This window comes from Lysinibacillus sp. FSL L8-0126 (genome assembly GCF_038630385.1).
Lineage (GTDB): Bacteria > Bacillota > Bacilli > Bacillales_A > Planococcaceae > Lysinibacillus > Lysinibacillus fusiformis_D.
This window is the reverse complement of sequence record NZ_CP152028.1, coordinates 3798488-3820711: the sequence shown is the minus strand read 5'-3', so window position 1 is coordinate 3820711 and position 22224 is coordinate 3798488. Positions and strand designations below refer to the sequence as shown.

22 protein-coding genes, 1 pseudogene and 1 other annotated feature are annotated in these 22224 nt (G+C 33.9%); of the genes and pseudogenes, 18 read left to right on the top strand and 5 right to left on the bottom strand.

Features of this window, described 5'->3' with window-relative positions; genetic code table 11:
* The first annotated feature begins 65 nt into the window (after nucleotides 1-65).
* Entirely contained in the window at nucleotides 66-2312 is a 2247-nt protein-coding gene (locus tag MHI34_RS18475) for a protein kinase (RefSeq protein WP_342503763.1), read from the top strand.
* A gap of 141 nt (nucleotides 2313-2453) precedes the next feature.
* Here the strand turns inward: MHI34_RS18475 and MHI34_RS18470 are convergent, their stop codons facing one another.
* A complete protein-coding gene (locus MHI34_RS18470) occupies nucleotides 2454-3449 on the bottom strand; it encodes a DGQHR domain-containing protein (protein WP_342503762.1) in 996 nt (331 codons plus the stop codon).
* A 132-nt stretch (nucleotides 3450-3581) separates the two neighbouring features.
* On the opposite strand from MHI34_RS18470, the gene MHI34_RS18465 reads away from it, so the two are divergent.
* The 3 genes from MHI34_RS18465 (at nucleotide 3582) to MHI34_RS18455 (ending at nucleotide 5790) form a co-directional block, all read left to right on the top strand.
* Nucleotides 3582-3941, top strand: coding sequence for a helix-turn-helix transcriptional regulator (locus MHI34_RS18465; RefSeq protein ID WP_328017063.1), 360 nt, complete (start codon nucleotides 3582-3584; stop codon nucleotides 3939-3941).
* A 245-nt stretch (nucleotides 3942-4186) separates the two neighbouring features.
* On the top strand, nucleotides 4187-5251 hold the full coding sequence (locus tag MHI34_RS18460) for an NAD(P)-binding domain-containing protein (RefSeq protein ID WP_342503761.1): 1065 nt from the start codon (nucleotides 4187-4189) through the stop codon (nucleotides 5249-5251).
* A 92-nt stretch (nucleotides 5252-5343) separates the two neighbouring features.
* Nucleotides 5344-5790, top strand: coding sequence for a MarR family winged helix-turn-helix transcriptional regulator (locus MHI34_RS18455; RefSeq protein WP_342503760.1), 447 nt, complete (start codon nucleotides 5344-5346; stop codon nucleotides 5788-5790).
* Nucleotides 5791-5928: 138 nt separating this feature from the next.
* Here MHI34_RS18455 and MHI34_RS18450 read toward each other — a convergent pair whose 3' ends face one another.
* Complete coding sequence (locus tag MHI34_RS18450) at nucleotides 5929-6348, bottom strand: universal stress protein (protein ID WP_342503759.1); 420 nt, start codon at nucleotides 6346-6348, stop codon at nucleotides 5929-5931.
* Nucleotides 6349-6360: 12 nt separating this feature from the next.
* Entirely contained in the window at nucleotides 6361-7797 is a 1437-nt protein-coding gene (locus MHI34_RS18445) for a SulP family inorganic anion transporter (RefSeq protein WP_342504487.1), read from the bottom strand.
* A gap of 89 nt (nucleotides 7798-7886) precedes the next feature.
* Here MHI34_RS18445 and MHI34_RS18440 point away from each other — a divergent pair, with 89 nt between their 5' ends.
* The 11 genes from MHI34_RS18440 to MHI34_RS18390 all read left to right on the top strand — a co-directional run bounded on the left by MHI34_RS18440 (nucleotide 7887) and on the right by MHI34_RS18390 (nucleotide 15749).
* Entirely contained in the window at nucleotides 7887-8435 is a 549-nt protein-coding gene (locus MHI34_RS18440) for a recombinase family protein (protein ID WP_099805675.1), read from the top strand.
* A 343-nt stretch (nucleotides 8436-8778) separates the two neighbouring features.
* Nucleotides 8779-9105, top strand: a complete 327-nt coding sequence (locus tag MHI34_RS18435) for a metalloregulator ArsR/SmtB family transcription factor (RefSeq protein ID WP_342503758.1) — start codon at nucleotides 8779-8781, stop codon at nucleotides 9103-9105.
* Nucleotides 9098-10156 (top strand): ACR3 family arsenite efflux transporter, encoded by a 1059-nt coding sequence (gene arsB / locus MHI34_RS18430; protein WP_342503757.1) that lies wholly within the window; start codon nucleotides 9098-9100, stop codon nucleotides 10154-10156. The genes MHI34_RS18435 and arsB overlap by 8 nt, the downstream gene beginning before the upstream one ends.
* Before the next feature lie 12 nt (nucleotides 10157-10168).
* On the top strand, nucleotides 10169-10588 hold the full coding sequence (arsC, locus tag MHI34_RS18425) for an arsenate reductase (thioredoxin) (RefSeq protein WP_342503756.1): 420 nt from the start codon (nucleotides 10169-10171) through the stop codon (nucleotides 10586-10588).
* 1 nt (nucleotide 10589) lies between these two features.
* Nucleotides 10590-10949, top strand: coding sequence for an arsenite efflux transporter metallochaperone ArsD (gene arsD / locus MHI34_RS18420; protein ID WP_089932857.1), 360 nt, complete (start codon nucleotides 10590-10592; stop codon nucleotides 10947-10949).
* Between the two features lies 1 nt (nucleotide 10950).
* A complete protein-coding gene (gene arsA, locus MHI34_RS18415; RefSeq protein WP_342503755.1) occupies nucleotides 10951-12720 on the top strand; it encodes an arsenical pump-driving ATPase in 1770 nt (589 codons plus the stop codon).
* On the top strand, nucleotides 12717-12998 hold the full coding sequence (locus MHI34_RS18410; RefSeq protein WP_036124835.1) for a Fe-S cluster assembly protein HesB: 282 nt from the start codon (nucleotides 12717-12719) through the stop codon (nucleotides 12996-12998). Before arsA ends, MHI34_RS18410 begins: the two co-directional genes overlap by 4 nt.
* A gap of 71 nt (nucleotides 12999-13069) precedes the next feature.
* Nucleotides 13070-13291 carry a hypothetical protein gene (locus tag MHI34_RS18405; RefSeq protein WP_342503754.1) on the top strand — a complete coding sequence of 74 codons (222 nt, stop codon included), beginning with the start codon at nucleotides 13070-13072 and terminating at the stop codon, nucleotides 13289-13291.
* Nucleotides 13292-13399: 108 nt separating this feature from the next.
* Nucleotides 13400-14755 (top strand): NAD(P)-binding domain-containing protein, encoded by a 1356-nt coding sequence (locus MHI34_RS18400; protein ID WP_342503753.1) that lies wholly within the window; start codon nucleotides 13400-13402, stop codon nucleotides 14753-14755.
* A 58-nt stretch (nucleotides 14756-14813) separates the two neighbouring features.
* Nucleotides 14814-15296: an N-acetyltransferase family protein gene (locus MHI34_RS18395; protein ID WP_342503752.1), complete on the top strand. Its 483-nt coding sequence runs from the start codon at nucleotides 14814-14816 to the stop codon at nucleotides 15294-15296.
* Nucleotides 15297-15413: 117 nt separating this feature from the next.
* Nucleotides 15414-15749, top strand: coding sequence for a helix-turn-helix transcriptional regulator (locus tag MHI34_RS18390; RefSeq protein WP_342503751.1), 336 nt, complete (start codon nucleotides 15414-15416; stop codon nucleotides 15747-15749).
* A gap of 473 nt (nucleotides 15750-16222) precedes the next feature.
* Here MHI34_RS18390 and MHI34_RS18385 read toward each other — a convergent pair.
* Nucleotides 16223-16723 (bottom strand): annotated as a pseudogene (locus MHI34_RS18385) (flavoprotein); the annotation flags it as partial.
* Between the two features lie 311 nt (nucleotides 16724-17034).
* Here MHI34_RS18385 and MHI34_RS18380 point away from each other — a divergent pair.
* Nucleotides 17035-17181: a YrzI family small protein gene (locus tag MHI34_RS18380; RefSeq protein WP_080717122.1), complete on the top strand. Its 147-nt coding sequence runs from the start codon at nucleotides 17035-17037 to the stop codon at nucleotides 17179-17181.
* 561 nt (nucleotides 17182-17742) lie between these two features.
* Nucleotides 17743-18171 (top strand): HEAT repeat domain-containing protein, encoded by a 429-nt coding sequence (locus MHI34_RS18375; RefSeq protein WP_036126241.1) that lies wholly within the window; start codon nucleotides 17743-17745, stop codon nucleotides 18169-18171.
* A 724-nt stretch (nucleotides 18172-18895) separates the two neighbouring features.
* Here MHI34_RS18375 and MHI34_RS18370 read toward each other — a convergent pair.
* Nucleotides 18896-20257: an amino acid permease gene (locus MHI34_RS18370; protein WP_101966689.1), complete on the bottom strand. Its 1362-nt coding sequence runs from the start codon at nucleotides 20255-20257 to the stop codon at nucleotides 18896-18898.
* A 78-nt stretch (nucleotides 20258-20335) separates the two neighbouring features.
* Nucleotides 20336-20587, bottom strand: a binding site (T-box leader).
* Between the two features lie 212 nt (nucleotides 20588-20799).
* Here MHI34_RS18370 and MHI34_RS18365 point away from each other — a divergent pair.
* The gene (locus MHI34_RS18365; RefSeq protein WP_058843557.1) at nucleotides 20800-21075 is read left to right on the top strand and encodes a YqhV family protein; all 276 of its coding nucleotides are present in this window, start codon (nucleotides 20800-20802) and stop codon (nucleotides 21073-21075) included.
* Nucleotides 21076-22224 lie beyond the last annotated feature (1149 nt).

Genomic DNA, 22224 nt, shown 5'->3' with positions numbered 1-22224 from the left:
ACTTACGACTTACGTTACAGAAATAACACTCTGATAGTTAAATAATTCTTTTGTGATGGTGATTTATGATGATAAAAAATTTTGAGGATCAATATATAAAAATAGATACGTTAGGTAGTGGGGGCAACGGCATAGTATATGAGGTTAGAGATATAGAGTCTGATAAACACTATGCACTAAAAAAATTACACACATCTGTGTTAAAGAATAAGAAAAATAAATCGAGGATAACACGTTTTATCAATGAGATTAAAATAGTTCAGGAAGTTCAAAATGAAATTCCAGGTGTATTACCTATATTAAATTTATATTTACCACCATTGGAGCAAATAACCAATGGTGATTCTCCGTTTTATGTGATGCCCATTGCAACACCATTAAAAGATACTTTAAACGGAAGTGAGATAGAAGATAAAATAAAATGTATATTAGATTTAAATAGTATCCTAATTGAATTACATAAAAGGAAAATCGCTCACAGAGATATTAAACCAGAAAATATATATTTTTTAGATGGGAAATGGTACTTAAGTGACTTTGGATTAGTAAAGTATCCAGATAGTGAAGAACTCACCCGAACGAAAGAATCTGTAGGCCCTTGGACAACAATAGCCCCCGAAATGAAAAGGAATGCCCAAAGTGCCAACCCATACCCCGCAGATATTTATTCATTAGCTAAAACATTCTGGATGATTCTAACAGAAAATTATAAAGGATTTGATGGACAATATAATTACAACAATAACTACGTATCATTAGAAAATCATTATAGTGATAATGTTCACTTAACTACTTTAAACTATTTATTAAATATATCTACTTCGGATGATCCAGATGAACGACCAAATGCTGAGCAATTTTCAGAAATACTAAAAAAGTGGTATGAAATAAATTATGATTTTGAGGAAAGATCTAGGGTTGAGTGGGATTTCATACTAAAAGAAATTTCTCCTTCAGATGCAGATAGCATAACCTGGAGCAGACTAAATTCAATTAACACAGTTTTAAATAGTGTAAGTAAATTAAAATCACTTAACCATACTTTTTTACCTGGCGGAGGTGGATTGGATTTACAAGGATCTGAATTATCGCTTCAAAAAGGTTTTTTAGAATTAAACCTAGATGGCTCTATAAGAATTATTAAGCCTAAGAATCTTAAGTTAGAAACCTTTGAAGATTCACAATGGAATTTCTTTTTCTTAGAAAGTGAGCCTATAAATCCCTCTGGAATTTATGATTTTGAAGAAAATAGGTTTGAAGAATATTTACTAGAAATCTCTCCAGGCGAATACATCAATCCGTACCATAAAAATTATGGAACATATAATGGTAAAGTACTTCCTTCTAGTACTAGAGAAATATTTTTGGGGTTAAGAGGTAATTATGTTATCTTTCCAAAACACTCTTTTTATAATTTAAATATGAATAGTTATGGAGCCTACCAAACTAAATATAATACATCTGAAAAATTCCGAAACTTTATCCAAGAAACTATACAAACTATTGATTGGTCTAGAAATAACCCTGAAAAATATGAAGAAATAATTAAAAACAAACAATTAAAAAAAGAAAAAGAACGGGAAATTTGGTTAGAAAAATATGAAAAAGAGAAACAGTTATTAATCGAATTTACGAATTCCTATGATTTAAGTTCTTTAAAACATATAACTCAAGATTCTAATGCACAATTTAAATATTTTCTTATTTTTGACTGTGACTTAAAATTCTACCCTTCCTCCAATTTTAAGATGGTAATAAAAGACGATGATGATTTTAACATAGAGGAACTACTTTCAACAAATAAAAATAAATATAAAGATTATTTTGTGTTTAATTCTTGGCAACAAGCCAAGAATTTTTCTAACACAATCTTAGAAGTATATAAAAATAAAATAAAAGGTTTTGAAATACTTAATTCTATCTCCTATAGAATTAACTTTACGAGGAAAAATAGACCAACTCACTTATTCTCGAAAGAAGAAATTAGAGAAGTAATATTTAAAGGTAACCATCAATTAAATAATAGATTAATTATTAACCAGGAAGGAAGAGTAGAATTAATTTTAGCTAACTCAGATGAAATTGAAAAACATCCTGTTATCGGAGAGAGATTTTCTGCTTTTAGCAATACGGTAGGACATGAAGCTAAGTATTCAGATGCAGAAATGGATATAATCTATTTGAATTTACTAGATGCTTGGTATAGACATCTTAAAAGTGGTGAAAGAAAATATATATATGACTATATAAAAAATGATAAGGAAACTTTGATAAAAAAAATTAAAATAGAGTCTGAAAAATATGTTGATTAATTTTGAATGAAAGGTATATCGCACTTGATCAGTATTTTTTTTCAATATATTTGAAGAACAAGAAACTACATTTCCTAAAAATATATGCTATTCATTAAAAAAAACTAGCCCGTAAAATTTGAGGCTAGTTTTTTTTAATATTTAGCTTTTAAGGCAGCTTAAAATATCTTCTGCTAACATTTTAGAACCTGCAGCTCCCTTAATGTATTTCAAATTCCCAGTAGATAACCAATCAATCTCTTTTAGATTACTTAAAAGTTTCGTTATTTTAATAGAATCCGGTTGATGGGATTTAACTGAATAATTTTCATTAATTATTTTATTTCCTACAATCGCCAAGGCGTTTAAACATGTAATATGTGTCATTCTATATAACTGATTGTCATCCCACTGTTCTGGAAACAACTCTTTTATTGAGTTGAAGTAAAATAAAGCTAAGTTTAGTTTTCTTTCTTTTGATAGATTTGCTAAAGTAGATTTTTTAGTTAATAATTTTATGATGTTGTACAGATTTTGTAATGTTACATTTTTTTCTTTTGTTCTTCTTCCGATTAATGTTCCTTTACTAAAGAAGGGACTCTCTGGCTTAAGTATTAAGTTTGTAGCAACCCAGCTAATATCATCATTATCCCTATTTAAATAGCGACTTAGTGATGTACCTATACCCTTAGCTTTTGAATTGATTACATCAAATAATTTAATTTCTTCATCCTCATCTAAATAATGAAAAGCCAAAAAGGGAACGTTTAATGTGCTATCTGTTTCATTTATATATTCACTAATCCCACCTAATCTATGCTGCCCATCCATCAATGTAGCTTTTTTTGTACATATTAATCTCCCAAAATTTCTTCTCTGACCATCATATGCATGAAACTCCCAATTTCCTGAAGCATTTAATAAAATCGGTGTGTAAAGTGCCTCTTCTCCTTGAGAAAGATAATTTGCAAAATCTTTACATCGTTTTTTATCTATAGGGCGTTGATATCCTTTGCCAGAAGGATCGTTATAAAGTTTGGAGTATGAAAAATTGACTGCAATTTGAGATGAGACAAAGCCCTGGTAAGTAACACGACCGCGCATCTTAGATTGTAATACATTTTCTATTGCTATATTTGAAGGTAAGTTATTATTCATAATAAAAACTCCTTAATAAAATTTAATACTCAAACATTATAGTACTTATAAGTACATATATCAATCAAATTTATACTATATGTAACTGTAAGATAGTACAAACCTCACATAGTCTAAATGTGAGGTGATTTTGTGGAAAGTTTAGTCAAATTAATTGGTAGCAATATCAAAGAGATCCGAAAGTTGAAGAAACTTACTCAAGAAGAATTGGCTGAAAAATGTGGTCTCCAAACTTCGTATGTGGCTGGGGTTGAACGAGGAGATAGGAATATTACCATACAGTCCTTAGAAAAGATTATTGAAGGCCTAGAAGAAACGCCAAGTAGTATCGTTAATTTTGATACACTGAATTTTAATAATAAGTATTTTGAAAAAAAAGATTTGATTATGATATTACAAAATCTAGTAGAGGATAGAAATGAAGCTGAAGTTCGGTTAATAATAAATATTGCGAATGAAGTATTTAATACGTATGAAAAAAAAGAGAAATAATCAGGAAATTAATTATAGTTGAGACTTCAATAATCCACTCAGTAGAGTGGTTTATTTTTTTATTATTTTAGTTGCACTTTGCAAGTAATTACGTTATAAATATTTTACAAAGCCTTTAACTTAAAGTGTTATGTTAAGACAAAATAAGTATATTGAACACTGTTTATTCAACATTTGAGGGAAATGTATATCTACTTTTTTACATTAATACTTGCAAAATACAAATAAATAAGGGGGGGATAAGAATGAAAGAAATACTTGATACAATCGTTATTGGGGGAGGGCAGGGTGGACTTGCAACAGGTTACCAATTACAAAAAAGTGGTCTAGAGTTTTTAATATTAGAGGCAAGTAATCAGGTTGGAGGATCTTGGCCAAGTTATTATGACTGTCTAAAATTGTTTTCTCCAGCAAGTGTTTCCTCTTTGCCCGGAATGAAGTTTCCTGGAAATATGAATCGTTATCCAACAAGAGATGAAGTTATTCGATATTTGCAGGAGTATAAAAATAAGTTTCAATTACCTGTTTTAGTTAATCAGAAAGTAGTTTTGATCGAGAAAAATAAAATAGGTTTTACTGTTCGAACTGTCTCAGGCGATACATTTCAAGCTCATACCATCATTAATGCTACAGGCTCATTTAATAATCCTTTTATTCCTAACATTCAAGGAAGAGAAATCTTTCAAGGGAAAACACTTCACTCTTCAGAGTATCGAAATACACAGCCCTTTCACAACCAAAGGATAATCGTAATTGGAGGAGGAAATTCGGCTGTGCAGATTGCTGTTGAATTGTCTGAAGTTAGCAAAACTACTCTTTCAGTACGACAACCAATAAAATTTGTAAAACAACGTTTACTAGGATTGGATATACATTACTGGTTGAAAATAACTGGTTTTGATACATTTCCTTTCTGGCGCTTTGGAAAAACGGCACCCAGATCAAATGCCGTGAATGATACAGGAGGATATAAAGAGCGAATTAGTAAGGGGAATCCGGAACAACGTTTAATGTTTACTTCTTTTTATCAAGATGGAGTTATTTGGCCGGATGGAGAAAGGGAGCCTGTAGATACCATTATCTATGCTACAGGATTCAGACCACATTTACCCTATATGAAATTACTTGGTGCATTAGATAGGGAAGGAATGCCTTTACAAAAGGCAGGTATTAGCAGTATCCCTGGATTATATTTTGTGGGATTAGAAGGACAACGATCATTTGCATCTGCGACTTTAAGAGGTGTGGGAGAAGATGCCGAGTATGTTGTGAAAAAGTTACTTCACCACTTGAAAAGTAAAAACTTTTGAAGGTGGAAAAACATCTTCAAACAAAGTTAAATATATTTTAGTTGCATTTTGCAAATAAATAATATATATATGTCTTAATAGGAGATGATTAAATGGATAATAAACGTGAACTTTTTCAAGTTTTAACTCAAAAGTTTGCTTTACTAAATAAAACTTGTTGTACTGTAGGCTCGATTGATATCACGCCAATACAGAACCATATCCTATATGAGATAGACAAACAAAATAACCCCTCTATGCAACAAATAGCAGAGGCAATAGGAATGGATATTACTACATTTAGTAGACAGATTCAATCTCTTATTAAGATGAATCTTGTCAAAAAAAACTCTCTACAATCAGATAAAAGAGTGTACATTTTATCATTAACCGTTGAAGGTACATTTGTCGCCACTACAATTGATCAAATGATAAACAATTACTTAAATGAAGTCTTTTCACACTTAAATGATTTTGAAAAAGATACGGTTTTACGTTCAATTGAATTATTAAATAAAGCAATGGCGAAATCGAATATTTGTTGTACACCATCTTCGTGATTATACTTTTTATGTATGAAGTAATTTAATCTTTTATTTAGCATTTCAACAATCCTCATATAAAACAAAGGGATTGTTGAAATGACTAAAAGAATCAACTATTAATCCATTAGAGATGTCACTAAACTATATTGCTTTTTATTTAACTATTAAAGCAGGGCAGTTAACACGTTTAATTACCTTATGACTAACACTACCGAGTACCATTTCTTGTAGACCATTCAGCCCACGACTGCCAATAACAACTAGATCAACTTTTGAATTATTTGCATATTTAACGATTTCTGGACCTGGTATTCCGTGTAATATTGTTACTTTATGATTAACATTGGCTTCGGTTAATAGCTTTTCAATGTTTTGAACCTTTTTACGACGTTCAAAATGTAAAGCTTCGCTAGAGCCCGCATGTAAAACATCAGATTTAGATTTTTCAAAGTCTGCAACGTAGACAATATCTATTAACGATTCCTTATTATTTAAGGCGATTTTAACAGCTTCTTTAGCTGCTCGTAAGGCGTTCTCTGAACCATCTGCAGCTAATAAAATGTGATTATACATACTTTTCCTCCTCTAATGAGATGATGACATTCCGTCTAATCGATCCATAACTTTTTGACTTGCTGTATCTAGTCCTGTAACTTCGATAACAACTCCTTTTTCTTGCAGTAAATCTTTTACTTTAAACAAAGCACCTACTCCTGAATCATCCCAAATATGGCTATTTGAAAAATCTATCGTGATCTTAGAAGAACTAAACTCAGCATTTTTAAAGTAATTAATAAAGTTATCAGTAGATGCAAAAAACAATTGCCCTTCAACAATATAAATATTCCCATTTTGTAAAATTTTCAATGTTGAGATTTTTACTACAAAGAAAATTGCACTTAAAATAACGCCTGCAATAACTCCTTTTGATAAATCATGTGTGTAAACAACAATGATCACGGTAACTAACATAACAATAGCATCAGTCCGAGGTGCCTTTACTAAATATTTAAAGGAACTCCAATCAAAAGTACCGATACTTACCATAATCATGATACCTACTAATACAGGCATTGGAATCTTTACAACCAAATCGCCTAACACAATGATTAAAAAGATTAAGAATAATCCTGCTACCAGGGTAGATAAACGCCCTCTACCACCAGACTTCACATTGATAACAGATTGACCTATCATTGCACAACCAGCCATGCCACCAAAGAACCCGTTAATAAAGTTAGCAATCCCTTGACCCCTTGCTTCTTTGTTCTTTTCACTTTCAGTTGCTGTCATATCATCTACGATTTGTGCAGTTAATAAAGATTCAAGTAGACCGACAATCGCTAACGCTAATGAATATGGGATAATTATTTGAAGTGTTTCAAAAGTAAAAGGCACATTAGGGATGAGAAAAGTAGGTAGTGATTTTGTAATGTTCCCTAAATCTCCGATGGTTCTTAATTCTACCCCACTAAAAATTGCTACAGCAGTTAATACAACGATTGCTATAAGTGGTGCTGGAATTACCTTAATAAACCTTGGTAATGTATACACAAGCAAAAGGGTAACTGCTACAAAAACATATGTCATTGTAGAAATGCCAATGAAATGAGATACTTGTGCTAAAAAAATTAAAATAGCTAATGAGTTAACAAAACCAATCATCACAGCATTTGGAATAAATTTCATTACCTTAGCTACCTTGAACAAGCCGAATAGTATCTGTATAATGCCTGTTAAGATAGTAGCCGCTAGTAAATAATCAAGTCCATATTCTTTTACTAAAGGCACCATTAGAAGAGCCATGGCACCCGTGGCAGCTGAAATCATACCTGGTCTACCGCCGACAAATGCTATAATGACAGCGATACAGAATGATGCATATAACCCTACCATAGGGTCCACACCTGCAATAATTGAAAAAGCTATGGCTTCGGGTATAAGTGCAAGTGCCACGACGATTCCTGCCAATATATCGCCTCGGATGTTTCCGAACCATTGTTGTTTTAAACTTTGCATGATATTCTCCTTTATTATTAAATTCTATGAGTATCTTAACATCTATATTCCTAAAAGGGAACCTTTTTGGGAATTGAACTGGAGGTAAATTGATGATTTACGGTTATATACGACCTTTATATGATGATGAAACATGTGAAAAACAGATTAAAGCAATGCCTAAAGAGTGCAATAAAATTTATCATGAGTTACACGGCAAACCCAAAAAAAGAACTGTATTAGAAGAGATGCTTATGGTATTGAAACCAGGAGATACTATAATTGTTGAACGTATGTTTGTTTTAGCGGATACAACCCGACACCTAAATGATCTAATAAAATTATGTAAAAAAGATGGGGTAACTATTCAGTTTAGAAACGAGGAAATCTGTAATAACCAATCTTTAACTTGTTCATTACAAGAAATGATGGAGCATTATATGCGATTCCAAACTGACGTAGCTAAACAGTCAGCAAAAAATGGGATAACAAATGCGAGAGAGCAGGGCAAGGCAATTGGTAGACCGAGAAAACCTGATGAAAATATCCAAAAGGCTGTCTCTATGTACCATTCGGGTAACTTTACATTGCTTGATATTAAAAATGAAACAGGAATAAGTAAATCAACACTTTATAGATACTTAGAATCGTTAGAAGAATAAAGTAGATAGCTTAAATTAAACATTTTGAAGAGTACGTTTAGATAGCCTCTAAGCGTACTACTCATATTCTATTTACCGATTTAGAGACTGTAGATACAGTGACTTTAAGTGAATCGAATATCATGTAAAAGGCAAATGGAATTAGATGAAAATCCTTTTTCTAATAAAATGAAAGCAACACTAAAAAGAATTTTTCAAAATAGGTAAATACCTATTGCATTTTAAAAAAATAAATCATAATATAAGAATATAGTTATATAATCATTAATTCACCTTTTCTTTAACGAGGTGATTTTATTTAAAATAATATATAAGTAAATAGTTATATAAGGAGAGAAGATAAATGGAAAACACACTAATTGAAAAACAATTAAAAGCAGCAGCTGATTTGAATCGCATTAAATTACTTGCATGTATGAAGAAAGGGGAGGTTTGTGTATGTGACTTTGTGGATGTGCTAGGCATATCTCAACCAGCCGTTAGTCAGCATTTACGAAAATTAAAGGAGGCAGGCATTATTACGGAACGTAAAGTAGGGACTTGGAAACATTACCGTTTAGTAGAGGATCAAACGCCACTGATGAAGGGCATCTTAGAACAAATTCAGCCTTTAAACGGGTGCAATTGTGAAACCAATTGCTGCCATGTAGGGGGAAATATAAATGAGTAATGAATCTTTAACAAAACAGCTTTCTTTTTTAGATCGTTATCTTACCCTTTGGATATTCGTTGCGATGGGAATAGGTGTTGTATTAAGTATCACCATGCCCAATGTTGGTGAAGCGTTAGAGTCCATGTCTATTGGCACAACGTCCATACCGATAGCTATAGGGTTAATTATCATGATGTATCCACCATTAGCGAAAGTAAAGTATGAAGAAATGTGGCGCGTGTTTAAGGATTGGAAAGTGCTATTACTATCACTTTTACAAAACTGGTTACTAGGCCCATTCCTCATGTTCTTTTTAGCGATTATCTTCTTACATGATTACCCAGAATATATGGCTGGACTCATTATGATTGGCTTAGCTCGTTGTATTGCCATGGTGATTGTGTGGAATGATTTAGCGCGTGGAGATCGTGAATATGTAGCTGGTTTAGTTGCATTTAACTCTATTTTTCAAATTTTAACATATTCTATTTTTGCTTACTTTTTCTTAAATGTATTACCTGGTTGGTTTGGTTTAGAGAATTTCAATGTATCCATTTCTATGTGGGAGATTACAAAGAGCGTTCTAATTTACTTAGGGATACCATTTGCTGCAGGGTTCCTCACACGATGGAAAGGAATTAAAGCAAAAGGAAAACAGTGGTATGAAGAAAAGTTCTTACCGAAAATTTCACTACTTACTTTAATGGCACTGCTGTTCACGATTGTGATGATGTTTGCTTTAAAGGGGGAGCAATTAGTAGAACTGCCACTTGATGTAGTGCGAATTGCTATTCCATTATTTATTTACTTTGTGATCATGTTTGCTGTGTCATTCTTCTCTTCCCGGAAAGTTGGGGCATCTTATCCTGTCACAGCAGCTCTTTCTTTTACAGCTGCAAGCAACAACTTCGAGCTAGCGATTGCGGTTGCAGTGGGTGTGTTTGGCCTGCATAGTGGCGTGGCATTTGCCGCTGTTATTGGACCACTAGTGGAAGTACCAGTCCTCATAGGACTTGTATGGGTTGCCTTACGTTGGCAGAAAAAATACTTTAAAACCATTAAATTATAAGGAGCAATTACGATGACAAATACACTTTATTTCCTATGTACAGGGAACTCATGCCGTAGTCAAATGGCTGAAGGATGGGCAAAGAAATTGCTACCTACAAATTGGACTGTAAAAAGTGCTGGTATTGAAGCACATGGCGTAAATCCGAATGCTATTAAAGCTATGGCGGAGGTAGGGATTGATATTTCAAATCATACATCAGATTTAATTGATTTTGAGACATTAAACAACGCCACGTTAGTTGTCACGTTATGTGGGGATGCCGCTGATAAATGTCCAATGACGCCTCCTCATGTTCGTCGTGAGCATTGGGGATTTGAAGATCCAGCGAAAGCGACAGGTACTGATGAAGAGAAGTGGGCTGTATTCCAAAATGTTCGTGATGCAATTGGTAAACGCATTGAACAATTTGTAGCTGAGGAGCTGAAATAAATTGAAAAAAATTCATATCTATGAGCCAGCAATGTGCTGTTCTACAGGCTTATGTGGACCCTCTATAGACCCAGAATTATTGCGTATGTCATTTATTATGAATAACTTAAAGAAAACAAACATAGAAGCTGAAAGATTTAATCTTACAAACGAGCCAAATGCTTTTGTAGAAAATGAAGCAATTAATCAACTATTAATGTCAGAAGGAATGGATGCCTTGCCTGCAACGTTTGTGGATGGAGAATTACTTTGCAAAGGGATCTATCCAACAAATGAACAATTTTCACAGTGGTCAGGACTTTCAGAAGACGAATTACTACAAAAGCCAAAAGTACGCTTGTCACTAAAAGGAGATGCGTAAGATGGAACGCTTTACAAGAAGTCATTTCCCAGACACCCCATTCCTGTTTTTCACAGGGAAAGGGGGCGTTGGGAAAACATCGGTTGCGTGTAGCCTATCAATAGCCATTGCAAAGGAAGGGAAAAAGGTACTTTTAATTAGTACAGACCCCGCCTCCAACTTACAAGATATTTTTGGCCAAACGCTTTCTAATAGTCCGACAAAAATCGAAGGCATAGACAATTTATTTGCGATAAATTTGGACCCTGAACAGGCAGCACAACATTACAAAGAGCAAATGGTTGGTCCGTACCGTGGAAAACTACCTGAAGTGGTATTACAAAATATGGAGGAACAACTTTCTGGTGCTTGCACAGTAGAAATTGCTGCTTTTAATGAATTTGCTTCACTATTGACTGATACTTCAGTGATTGGAAATTTTGACACTGTCGTGTTTGATACAGCCCCTACAGGGCATACGTTACGATTATTACAGTTGCCTTCTGCATGGTCTACGTTTCTAGACGATAACACGACTGGCACTTCATGTTTAGGTCCTTTAAAAGGGCTAGAACCACAACGTGAAGTCTATAAAGAGGCAGTTGAACGTTTAAAGAATGCTAATCAAACAACGTTAATGTTAGTGACACGCCCAGAAGAAAATCCTTTAAAGGAAGCTGCACGTGCTTCTCACGAATTATTTGAAATAGGCATTCAAAATCAGACTCTACTAATTAATGGATATATGAGCAATGCCAATTCTACTGATGATATCGAAGAGGCTTTCATTGCACGTCAAGCTGATGCAATAGCAAGAATTCCTGAAGAACTAAATCAATTTGAGCATTTCTACTTACCTTTTGTACCGTACTCTTTATCAAGTATTGAGCGTATGCAAGCATGGATGACTGACCAAGAAGTTGTATATGAAGATGAATCAAATGAAGAAACTAAGATTCCTGAGATAGAAGAAATGATTGCGGATTATTTAGAACGTAAGCCGAAACTCATTTTTACGATGGGTAAAGGTGGGGTTGGAAAAACAACTGTAGCTTCTTATATTGCATTACGATTAGCAGAAGAGGGTACTCATGTACATTTAACTACAACAGATCCTGCCGCACACCTCGATTGGACATTCGGTGATGACAACGTTAAAAATTTAACGATAAGTCGTATTGATCCAAAAGCAGAAGTGGCAAACTATGAAGCAGAAGTGCTTGCAAAGGCAAGTGAAACGATGAATGAGGAAGGTTTAGCATTTGTGAAAGAAGATTTGGCTTCTCCTTGTACAGAGGAAATAGCTGTATTCAGAGCATTTGCTAACGTGGTAGAAAATCATCAAGATGAAGTCATTATTATTGATACCGCCCCAACAGGGCATACGTTGCTTTTACTAGACGCAACAGAAGCTTATCATCGGGAATTAAGCCGTTCACAAGGGGATATTCCTCCAGCTGTTTCTAACCTGTTACCAAGGTTGCGTGATGCCTCTTATACAAGTGTTGCCATTGTAACTCTTCCTGAAGCAACACCTGTTTATGAAGCTTCGCGCTTACAAGAAGATTTACACCGTGCTGGATTATCTGTTGATTGGTGGGTTGTTAATCAGACATTTTCATCTATCTATATAACAAGTCCAACATTAATTCAAAAACAACAAGCTGAAACAAAATGGCTAAAAGAAGTTAGATCCATCAGCAATAATCAATTTGTGGCCATTCCATGGGTAAAAACGCCACCGGTTGGAACACAAGGCTTACATGAATTAAAAGGAGAGAATAACAAATGAAAATGAGTCCAGAAGGTAAAAATTATTTAGAACAGGTATTAGCTGATTCAGAGGTTAAAACGCTTCGTTTCTTTGGTATTGCAGGCTGCTGTGGAGTTAATTTAGGTGTAGGCTTAGAAGCACCAGCAGAAGAAGATGCAATTCAAACAATTGAAGGTATCGAAGTCGCAATTCATCCTGATATTGCACCGCAATTAACAGATGTTACGATCCATGCAGAAGAAGAGAATGGTGAACTAGGTTTAGTATTAGTTGGATACTCACCAACATCTTGCTAACGGGTGATCCTGATCCTAAATATACTGTCTGTCGTAACAATTATTCAATCCGTTGAATGGAGTATACAATAATGACAGTAAATCATGCTAGCGTATTAACTAAAGATTATTTTATCGCTTATTTAAAGTTAATTATGAATAGTAGAGAATACACATTGATACAGGCTAAAGAGTTTGCTTTTGATTTCTTCTTTAAAGGGGATATGGATCGTTACAGCACTTCTACATGGTTGCAATTTGAAAAAGCTATAAAAGAAATTGATAAAATCATGTGTGAAATTGAAGTGTGTTAATAACTATCACAAAAGCTTAAATAGATTACGTCTAGCTTACTGCTAGACGTAAAAAATATATTTTATATAAGGGAATGCTTATATAGGGAAAAAAGAGGAGAAGTTTATATGAAAACACTAAAAGTAATCAATAAAAATCAATCTTGTTGTACTCCTGCTCAGGACATTGAAGTCCAAGAGACTGTTAATAATTCCAATAAGAATTTACCGATTGTCATCATTGGTGCAGGTCCTATCGGGTTAGCTGCTGCTGCTCATTTAGTAGAGCAAAACCAGTCATTTATTTTACTTGAGGCTGGCAATGAAATAGCACACAATATTCGTACTTGGGGGCATGTCACATTATTTTCCCCATGGCGCTATAACATCAATAAAGCTGCTAAATCATTATTAGAGGGATCTGATTGGGTAGAACCTAACTTAGAAACAATACCTACGGGGCATGAGTTAATTGATCTTTATTTAAAACCTTTGGCAGAGTTAACACAAATAAAACCAAGTATCCGATTGAACTCAAAAGTAGTAGGTATTTCACGACAATTAAATGATAAAATGAAATCAAAAAATCGATTCAATCAGTCCTTTAATATATATGTCGAAAAAGAGGGTGACATCGATATTATTGAGGCAAAAGCAGTTATTGATGCAACTGGAACATGGGGGAATCCAAACCCAGCAAATTCTACAGGTGTTTGGCTGAAAAATGAGAAAGAATTAGTAGATCACATTGAGTACGGTATTCCAGATATAAATACGAATCCAAAGAGATATGCAAATAAGAAGATTGCTGTCATTGGTGGTGGTCATTCAGCAATCAATACCTTATTAGCTTTGGCTGATTTACAAAAAGAAAATCCTTCAACAAAACTTGTGTGGATAATGCGTAAAAGATCTGTAGAAGAAGCTTATGGTGGTGAGGAAAAAGATGCGTTGGCAGCACGTGGCGCACTCGGTATACGCATCCATGAATTGGTAGATACAGGTAAGATTGAAGTAGTGACACCTTTCTATATATCACAGGTGAAAAAAGAAGAAAATATCCATATCGTAGGTACTATAAACGGAGAACAAAAAGTACTTACAGGATTCAATGAACTTATTGTTAATGCAGGAAATAGACCTGATTTTACAATGAACAATGAACTGCGTTTATTTATTGATACAGCAACAGAAAGTGTGCAAGCATTAGCGCCACTAATTGACCCTAATGAGCATAGTTGCGGAACTGTAAGAGCGCATGGAGAAGAAATACTAAGACAACCAGAAAAGAACTTCTACATTGTCGGTGCAAAAAGTTATGGACGCGCACCTACATTCTTAATGGCCACAGGTTATGAACAGGTTCGTTCAATAACAGCTTATTTATCAGGAGATGAAGAAGCGTCGAAACGTGTGGAATTAGAATTACCAGAAACAGGCGTATGTAGTATTAATCTTGTCAATCAATCCAATTCATGTTGTTAAAAATTTGACTGTTAGCGCAAGCTAGCAGTCCTTTTAAAATATTCAAGGGGGAAATGGAATGGACACACTAATTACTCGTAAAATGGAAAAGAAGGATTTACAAGAGGTATTAAAGATTTATAAAGAAGGAATCGAAACAGGGATGGCAACCTTTGAAACAATTGTGCCAAGTGAACAGGTATGGGATGAAAGACATCATGCGACCATGCGCTTTGTTGCAGAAGAACACAATAGAGTGGTTGGTTGGATTGGCATTTCACCCTTCTCTACACGCTCCGTCTATTCTGGAGTTGGAGAAGTTAGTGTTTATATATCGAGTGAAAGTAAAGGGAAAGGTATTGCCTCTAAGCTATTTAAAGTACTAATTGAAGAGAGTGAAAAGGAGGGGTTTTGGACACTCCAATCATCCATCTTTGCGATCAATTCATCAAGTATCCAATTACATAAAAAGATGGGCTTTAGAATTGTTGGTACGAGAGAAAGAATTGCTCAGTTACATGGGAAATGGCATGATACAGTTTTAATGGAAAGAAGAAGGTAGCTTTGAAATAAAGTTTCAATTTTTATAATACTTCGGGTATTTCCATTGAATGAATAAAAACTTTATGGATGCCTATATAGAATGATAAGATTTTTATAGATAGGTGGGGAGTATGATATGAAAACTAACGAAATTGTAATTAACAAAATAATTAATTGGTTAGAGGCTGAGGATAAATCTTATGAATGGCTAGCTGAACAATTAGGTGTAAGTAAAGTACTTGTAGGATTTATATTAAAAGGAGATTGTACTCTAAAATCGGAACGCATTGAACAATTTGCTAGGATAATGGGGATTACGACAAAAGAATTGGTTCACACAGATGCAATAATAGAAGACCAATTGAGTGTTAATTTGCTAGGTGAATTATCTAATCGTCGCTCTAAGAGAGAGCTGGATTCTTTATTATTTGCCATTAATGACTATCTTGGATTAAAAGCGCAGGTGAAATGATTGTGGCTTTAGTTGAATAAGGCTCATTTATTTGATCGATTTTTTTAACTCTAAATTAAAGCTTTAATGATCATTATTAAACTAAAAATTATCTTTAAGGTTATTGCTTTAGTGTTGTTTTTCCTTGGATGGCTTACGCTATGTTATGACTAGCAGTTTAAAGTGATACCGGGGCTGCATAATAAAGAAGACACCAAAGTCTAAACTTTTTTGATAATGAAGTAAAGTTTAGACTTTGGTGTCTTTAAAGTTTAGACTTTGATGTCCATGTACATCATTTCGTCTCACTATTATTAGTATACTTTTCAATGAAATATAACTTCCTATAATTTATATTATGTAAACTAAAATTATTTGGCGTGGAGGAGGGCTTAGACACGTCAACTACTCATAAGCTGTTGTATATATGGACAAAACTGTCTCCCCCTTTAGTGAATTTGTTTAATTGGCAAGATTTATACTGCATATACTGTTTAAGGTAACTCCAACTCCACACGTTTTGACGCTTATTCATCATCTGATAAATAAGCTGTTATTGAACGAACTTGTTCGTAGCCAGTTGCCATTAAAAATGTTGGAGCGCGTCCATAACTTTTAGCTCCGACTATATAGAAGTCCTTTTCTGGTTGGCGCAGATTTTTTTCTCCATGCGCTCTTACTGTGCCACCACAACTATGCTTCACCACCATAGGCTTCTGCTACAAATTTTTTACGCATAATCCACACTAGCTTTGTTGCAGGATTCTCTGCTTGTAATTCAGCGAGTGCCAATAATGTATTACTAGCCGAATGACCACCACTAATAACTGCAATTTTCTTATTGACATATCTCTTAGTCTTCTTATTAATGTATAGGATACCATATTCAATGTGATCTACTAATGCTTTTTCATTTTATAGCCATCCCCCTGTAGAATTTGCTGGGTTTGGATTTCCCCATGCACCCGTTGCATAACAGCTCTCGCTTCAATAATCAGGAAATCTTAGTAAAAGATGTTTACAAACAACTTAAAGAAAGATATACTTACAAAGTAAACAAAAATTCTTAAGGAGGTCGAATGAAATGATCGTTAAATTAATGTCATTGGTAGCTACAACTTCAGTAAAAATGAAAATCACACATTCGACCAGATCGGAATGGATCGCTTAAGTTTTTTGTAATTAAGCATACCCATACCGCAGGGAGAAGTGTGCCCCTGCGGTATTTTTGTGCCTTTTTTTACCGTAGAGGAGTCTCTCTACGGTTTTTTTCATTTTTCATGGTAATTTAAGGAGGTGATAATAAATGATATTAAACATTTTTGCTCTCACGATAACTATTACAAAACGTAAGATCTCTCGTGAGCAAGCACTTCATAATGAAAATGTGAAAAAAATCTTTGAAGAGAACCAAAGAAAAATTGAAAGTTATATTCGTATTCGTCAATATTAATTTTGTTAATTAAAAAACATGGAAGGTGGGAATTGAAATGATTTATATGATCAAAAGACGTCATGCAGTTTTATGGCTGGAGAAAGACACAACCACCAGATGAAGTAATATAAAGTGACAATACAATATAGCTATTTAATTTTATAGTCTCAGTAAAGCTAACCCGTTCTAATCTAGAACGGGTTAGCTTTAGGAGGCACTTTTTAAGCGATGTTTTATACATACAACTTGATGTAATTTAAGAAAATGCGGAATTCCTCGATACTAAAATTGAACTTGGCAATTTTTATCTTAATTCCATTATTCCGTTAGCCATCCATGTAGCGCAAAAACAGCGCCCCATTGTGGAAGATCATAAGCAGATGTCTTCTTAAATTAAAGCCCTCGTTAGTTTAAGATAGTACATAATTATGATACGGTTCACCTTAATGTAGTTAGTTTCCATTATATATATATCCTTACCAGCGATTTATCGCTATTTTCATTAAGACAACGTATAATAAGAGAAGCAGAAGAAAAAGAATTCATTTTTCCTCTAGTTAAAAAAAGAGGTGCAATTATTTGAAACAGTTTGAAACAGCATTACCTGAGCAGTATGAAACATTAAAAAAACAGGCAAATTATACGTCTAGCTGGCGAGAGCGTTTAGACGCAGTCGAAAAGTTATCGGCTTATCAACATGACAAAATCATAGATTTATTAATAAATCGTATGCAACATGATACTGTCTACAAGGTGCAAGTAGCAGCCTATGAAGCACTTGCGGCGCTTGGCGAAGACGTAGAGAAGCCATCACCTGCACGTTTTGATATTATCAAAGGAACAGACAAAATTTTCCTGCGGGTTAAAAAGAGCTTGCCGAAGGATCATACAGTGGCAGACTTTGCGGATAAACTAAAACGTATGCGTTTAGATGTCTTTGATGCGTATGAAGGCGATAAAGGTGTACAATTTATGAACTGGTTAGAGGAACGTTGGGCAAAATTGTAATCAGTAGTTTTGCGATTTATGAAGGAAAGTCATTCTCTCCACTTGTGGAGGGAATGGCTTTTTCTTATCTTACGCTGCGGTTCATCGAAACTAATATTAACTTGTATTACTTCTTTTCTTTGATCATCTATCTTCTTTATTGTTTAATGATAAAACAAACACCTTAACAATTTTCTTTAAATATGTTACTCAAGAAAATGGCCTGATTATGGAGTAACAAGTTAAACAACACTCTTCAACTAAACTGCCCCGTTAGTACAATAATAAAGAAAAAGATGGTTGCCTACCCTACCCAACTTGAAGTCGTTGCTAGTTCAAAAAATGTTGGCAGATGACATTTAAAATTTTCTTAGAAATTAATCAAATAGCCTCCATTTTTAGAGAGCTATTATTTATCAATATATTAAAAAAGGGTAACCTATCACCCATAGAACCCCTCCAATTTCTTTTTACAATCATTTTATTCAGATAACATACTCTGCATAATTACTATCGTAGCCCTTTGCATAAAAAGCTGTAGAAACAATATTCAAAGGAAAATCCAAGAAATGTTAGTTTAATAGCATTTCTTGGATTTCGGTTTCTTTCCAAACTTTCATTTAATATTGTTATTAAACGTTTACTAGTGGATAAAAATTATTAATCTTGAGATAGGTGTAACCAATCAAGTAAACCAAAAGGACTGTCTCCGTTGAAGAAGTATCAGTTAAATGCAATGATTCAACTACTTTTTAATATTTCTTACTTTATATCCAATAAATAAGATTAAAAACCAAACTGGAGCGACATATAGGGCAACCCGCATATCTGGAATAAAGGCCATTAACACAATAACCATTAATAAGAATGCAATGGCAATGTACGTAGAAAATGGATAAAGCGGAATTTTGAATTTCAGTTCAGCTACTTCCTCTTTCGTTTTTGACTTTCTAAATTTCAATTGTGCTAATAAAATAATCATCCAGCTTGTAATGACTGCAACTGTCGCAACAGCAGAAATATAGATGAACACTTTTTCAGGTACTACATAGTTTAAGACAACCGCCATTAATAATACGGCTGAAGAAAATAAAACGCCTCTATGTGGACTACCGTTTTTGCTTACTGTTTTAAAATATTTCGGACCATTTTTTTGTACCGATAAGTTGTGTAGCATACGCCCTGAACCGTATAAACCACTATTAAATGCAGACATTGCTGCTGTAATGACAACAAAGTTAATAATGTGAGCCGCAGCAGGGATGCCGACATAATCGAAAATTTGAACGAACGGGCTACCTTCTGAACCAACTTCATTCCAAGGATAAATAACCATCATAACGCCTAATGCACCAATATAGAAAATTAAAATACGCCAAACGATGTTGTTAATAGCTGAAGGAATGGATTTGCTAGGATTTTTAGCTTCTCCTGCAGAAATACCAACTAATTCAACCCCACCAAATGAGAACATAACCAATACTAGTGACATTAAAATACCATGGAAACCGTTTGGCATGAAGCCACCGTGTGCCCATAAATTATCGAAGCCAATTGCTTCACCATGGTTGCCAACACCGAAGAAAATAATGGCTAATCCTAGAACGATCATACCGATAATCGCAACAACTTTAATCATCGCAAACCAGAATTCAAATTCTCCGTAAGCTTTTACATTTGCTAGGTTTACAAGCGTCATAATAACAAGGACTACAAGAGCAGTTACCCATTGTGGAATATCAGGGAACCAGTAGTTAATGTATACACCGACTACTGTTAATTCTGCCATGCCAACGACAATCCACATGAACCAATACGTCCAACCAGATAAGAACCCCGCAAAGCGTCCTAAATATTTATTCGCGTACGTACTGAACGAGCCTGATACTGGTTCCTCTACTGCCATTTCTCCTAATGCACGCATAATTGTGAAAATAACTAATCCACCAATTAAATAAGCTAGTAGAATAGATGGTCCAGCCATTTGAATTGTTGAACTAGAGCCATAAAATAAACCGACCCCAATTGATCCACCAAGTGCAATTAATTGCATGTGACGAGTACTTAATCCGCGCTTTAGCTGTGAATCTTGATGATTATCTTTCATAATGTCTTACTCCTAATACGTTTAGATTTTCAAATACTTGCTCAAAAAAGGAATAAAAAAACGCCCTTTTGGATTAACCAAAAGGACGATTCAACTCGTGTTACCACCTTTAATTTATAAGCAATTCACATTACTTACCTTAAGAAGTACGGTCATTTGACGATACTCTCGCACATGATTACGGGTGCTTACCGACGTAGCCTACTTAGAATAATCTTTTCGGTACGCAGCTCCAAGATGAATTCCCAATCGTTTTACATGCACCTCTCATCAACCGGTAACTTTCTGTTCGTAAAAATAATTGATACTATTTCTTTTCATAGCCTTTGTTCTATGACAAATATTTTTGAATTATTTTTCATTTTACACAAAAAAAATATTTTGTCAATAAAATTTTTCAATTAAAGCTATAAAGCATAATATAACAAGAATATTTGATATGAATCATACATATATTGATTTTAATATTTCATTAAAACAGAAGTCTATTATGATCCTAAGAAGGATTTATAATATATGCGAGAATTATCTATAAAGATAGGATGATGACAATTATTGAAAAATCGGTTCTTGCTATGGTTATTTTACGTGTATTGTCTGGAAGTATTGAAGTAAGTGCTGGCTTATTGATGCTAAAGTTGAATAATTTAGAAAAAGCATTCTATATTAATACAATGCTTGCATTGGTTGGTCCAACAGCTTTAATCGTAACGACAGCAATTGCACTATTTGGACTAGCTGATAAAATTCCTGTGACGAGAATCATTTGCTTATTTACGGGAATAACACTTATTATTATTAGCTCACATATTAAGTAATATAGACATTCCGCGTTCTAATGCTAATTAAACTCTTTCTTACAAACATCACATTTATGAGGCATACCTTTTCGCCCTTTTTAAACAATATCTTTTAGCTTATTTAGTTTGCTGTAGCGTGTGACGACGCTGCGTTTTTTTTTTATGTATAAGTAACCACTACCTGCACAAATTTATATTAAGTGTATCGCACGCACTTATTCGGTTGTGGCGTTGGTTGACCGCCACAACCTCCCTCATTCAGGGTCACCGTAACTCAGTGACCCTTTTCTAATTTCTATTGTCAGATTGTTTAGTAACATTACACTGCATCAGGCAGTTTTCTACTTGAATAAAGAATGTATCTATAAAGCAATTTCTTTCGGCTTAACAACGATCAACAATATTTCTTGACCTCTACCCATGTAGATAAATAAGTTCTTCTATCTTTGTCTTTGTCAGTGTACTCTGCATCTTGCCTAGTGCCAAAATCCCCTTAAATTATTGATTCCAGTAAATTAAACTTCTGCGATACAATCCCTGACCTCTACCTCTTATATACACAAAACTCTTCTAGTACTTCTTTTCTTGTTTTAGCTTAGGTTAGATTTTGTCTGACAATTGAAAGTGCTATTAATTGTTACGTTGAATATTTAATTCATCTTAAGGAGAATCTAGATTAAATGATAATTATTATGTAAACTAAAGTTATTTTGCAGTGAGAAGAGTCTTGCTTACAATCAAATTCTCTTATGTACATGACATCTGTATATTGTAAATGGACAAGAACTTTCGGACAAATTTATAAGCAATGCTCATCTAGTATTTTGAGTGTCAGACAATTAAAATTCAACATATTTTGTCATTACCCATGAGTATGTCCTATAAAGGTTCATCCCCTGATAATGCCACTATTTCATTTGTAATTTCTTATATGTTTTATACATTTTTTGTGACAAAAAATGAGTCTCGTGGTTTCTTAAAAGTATAAAACATAGTACCAAACTCCCGTTTTACATATTTTTTTATAATTTCAATATAAATATATAGTGTAAATATGCTTGATTTAGATGTATTTAGCTACATTAACAGCATATTTGCTTAGTTATGTGATTGATATTATTATCTTCGTGAAAGGAAAAAACAGCACTTACTGTAGCATCATCTAGA

What these genes read in the sequence shown, in the direction of transcription:
- MHI34_RS18455 (WP_342503760.1), top strand. Translation starts at nt 5,344, where the DNA reads ATGGATAATAAACGTGAACTTTTTCAAGTTTTAACTCAAAAGTTTGCT.
- arsC (WP_342503756.1), top strand. Translation starts at nt 10,169, where the DNA reads ATGACAAATACACTTTATTTCCTATGTACAGGGAACTCATGCCGTAGT.
- MHI34_RS18450 (WP_342503759.1), bottom strand. Translation starts at nt 6,348, where the DNA reads ATGTATAATCACATTTTATTAGCTGCAGATGGTTCAGAGAACGCCTTA.
- MHI34_RS18435 (WP_342503758.1), top strand. Translation starts at nt 8,779, where the DNA reads ATGGAAAACACACTAATTGAAAAACAATTAAAAGCAGCAGCTGATTTG.
- MHI34_RS18460 (WP_342503761.1), top strand. Translation starts at nt 4,187, where the DNA reads ATGAAAGAAATACTTGATACAATCGTTATTGGGGGAGGGCAGGGTGGA.
- MHI34_RS18470 (WP_342503762.1), bottom strand. Translation starts at nt 3,449, where the DNA reads ATGAATAATAACTTACCTTCAAATATAGCAATAGAAAATGTATTACAA.
- MHI34_RS18395 (WP_342503752.1), top strand. Translation starts at nt 14,814, where the DNA reads ATGGACACACTAATTACTCGTAAAATGGAAAAGAAGGATTTACAAGAG.
- MHI34_RS18365 (WP_058843557.1), top strand. Translation starts at nt 20,800, where the DNA reads ATGATGACAATTATTGAAAAATCGGTTCTTGCTATGGTTATTTTACGT.
- MHI34_RS18440 (WP_099805675.1), top strand. Translation starts at nt 7,887, where the DNA reads ATGATTTACGGTTATATACGACCTTTATATGATGATGAAACATGTGAA.
- MHI34_RS18370 (WP_101966689.1), bottom strand. Translation starts at nt 20,257, where the DNA reads ATGAAAGATAATCATCAAGATTCACAGCTAAAGCGCGGATTAAGTACT.
- MHI34_RS18410 (WP_036124835.1), top strand. Translation starts at nt 12,717, where the DNA reads ATGAAAATGAGTCCAGAAGGTAAAAATTATTTAGAACAGGTATTAGCT.
- arsB (WP_342503757.1), top strand. Translation starts at nt 9,098, where the DNA reads ATGAGTAATGAATCTTTAACAAAACAGCTTTCTTTTTTAGATCGTTAT.
- MHI34_RS18475 (WP_342503763.1), top strand. Translation starts at nt 66, where the DNA reads ATGATGATAAAAAATTTTGAGGATCAATATATAAAAATAGATACGTTA.
- arsA (WP_342503755.1), top strand. Translation starts at nt 10,951, where the DNA reads ATGGAACGCTTTACAAGAAGTCATTTCCCAGACACCCCATTCCTGTTT.
- MHI34_RS18380 (WP_080717122.1), top strand. Translation starts at nt 17,035, where the DNA reads ATGATATTAAACATTTTTGCTCTCACGATAACTATTACAAAACGTAAG.
- MHI34_RS18400 (WP_342503753.1), top strand. Translation starts at nt 13,400, where the DNA reads ATGAAAACACTAAAAGTAATCAATAAAAATCAATCTTGTTGTACTCCT.
- MHI34_RS18390 (WP_342503751.1), top strand. Translation starts at nt 15,414, where the DNA reads ATGAAAACTAACGAAATTGTAATTAACAAAATAATTAATTGGTTAGAG.
- MHI34_RS18405 (WP_342503754.1), top strand. Translation starts at nt 13,070, where the DNA reads ATGACAGTAAATCATGCTAGCGTATTAACTAAAGATTATTTTATCGCT.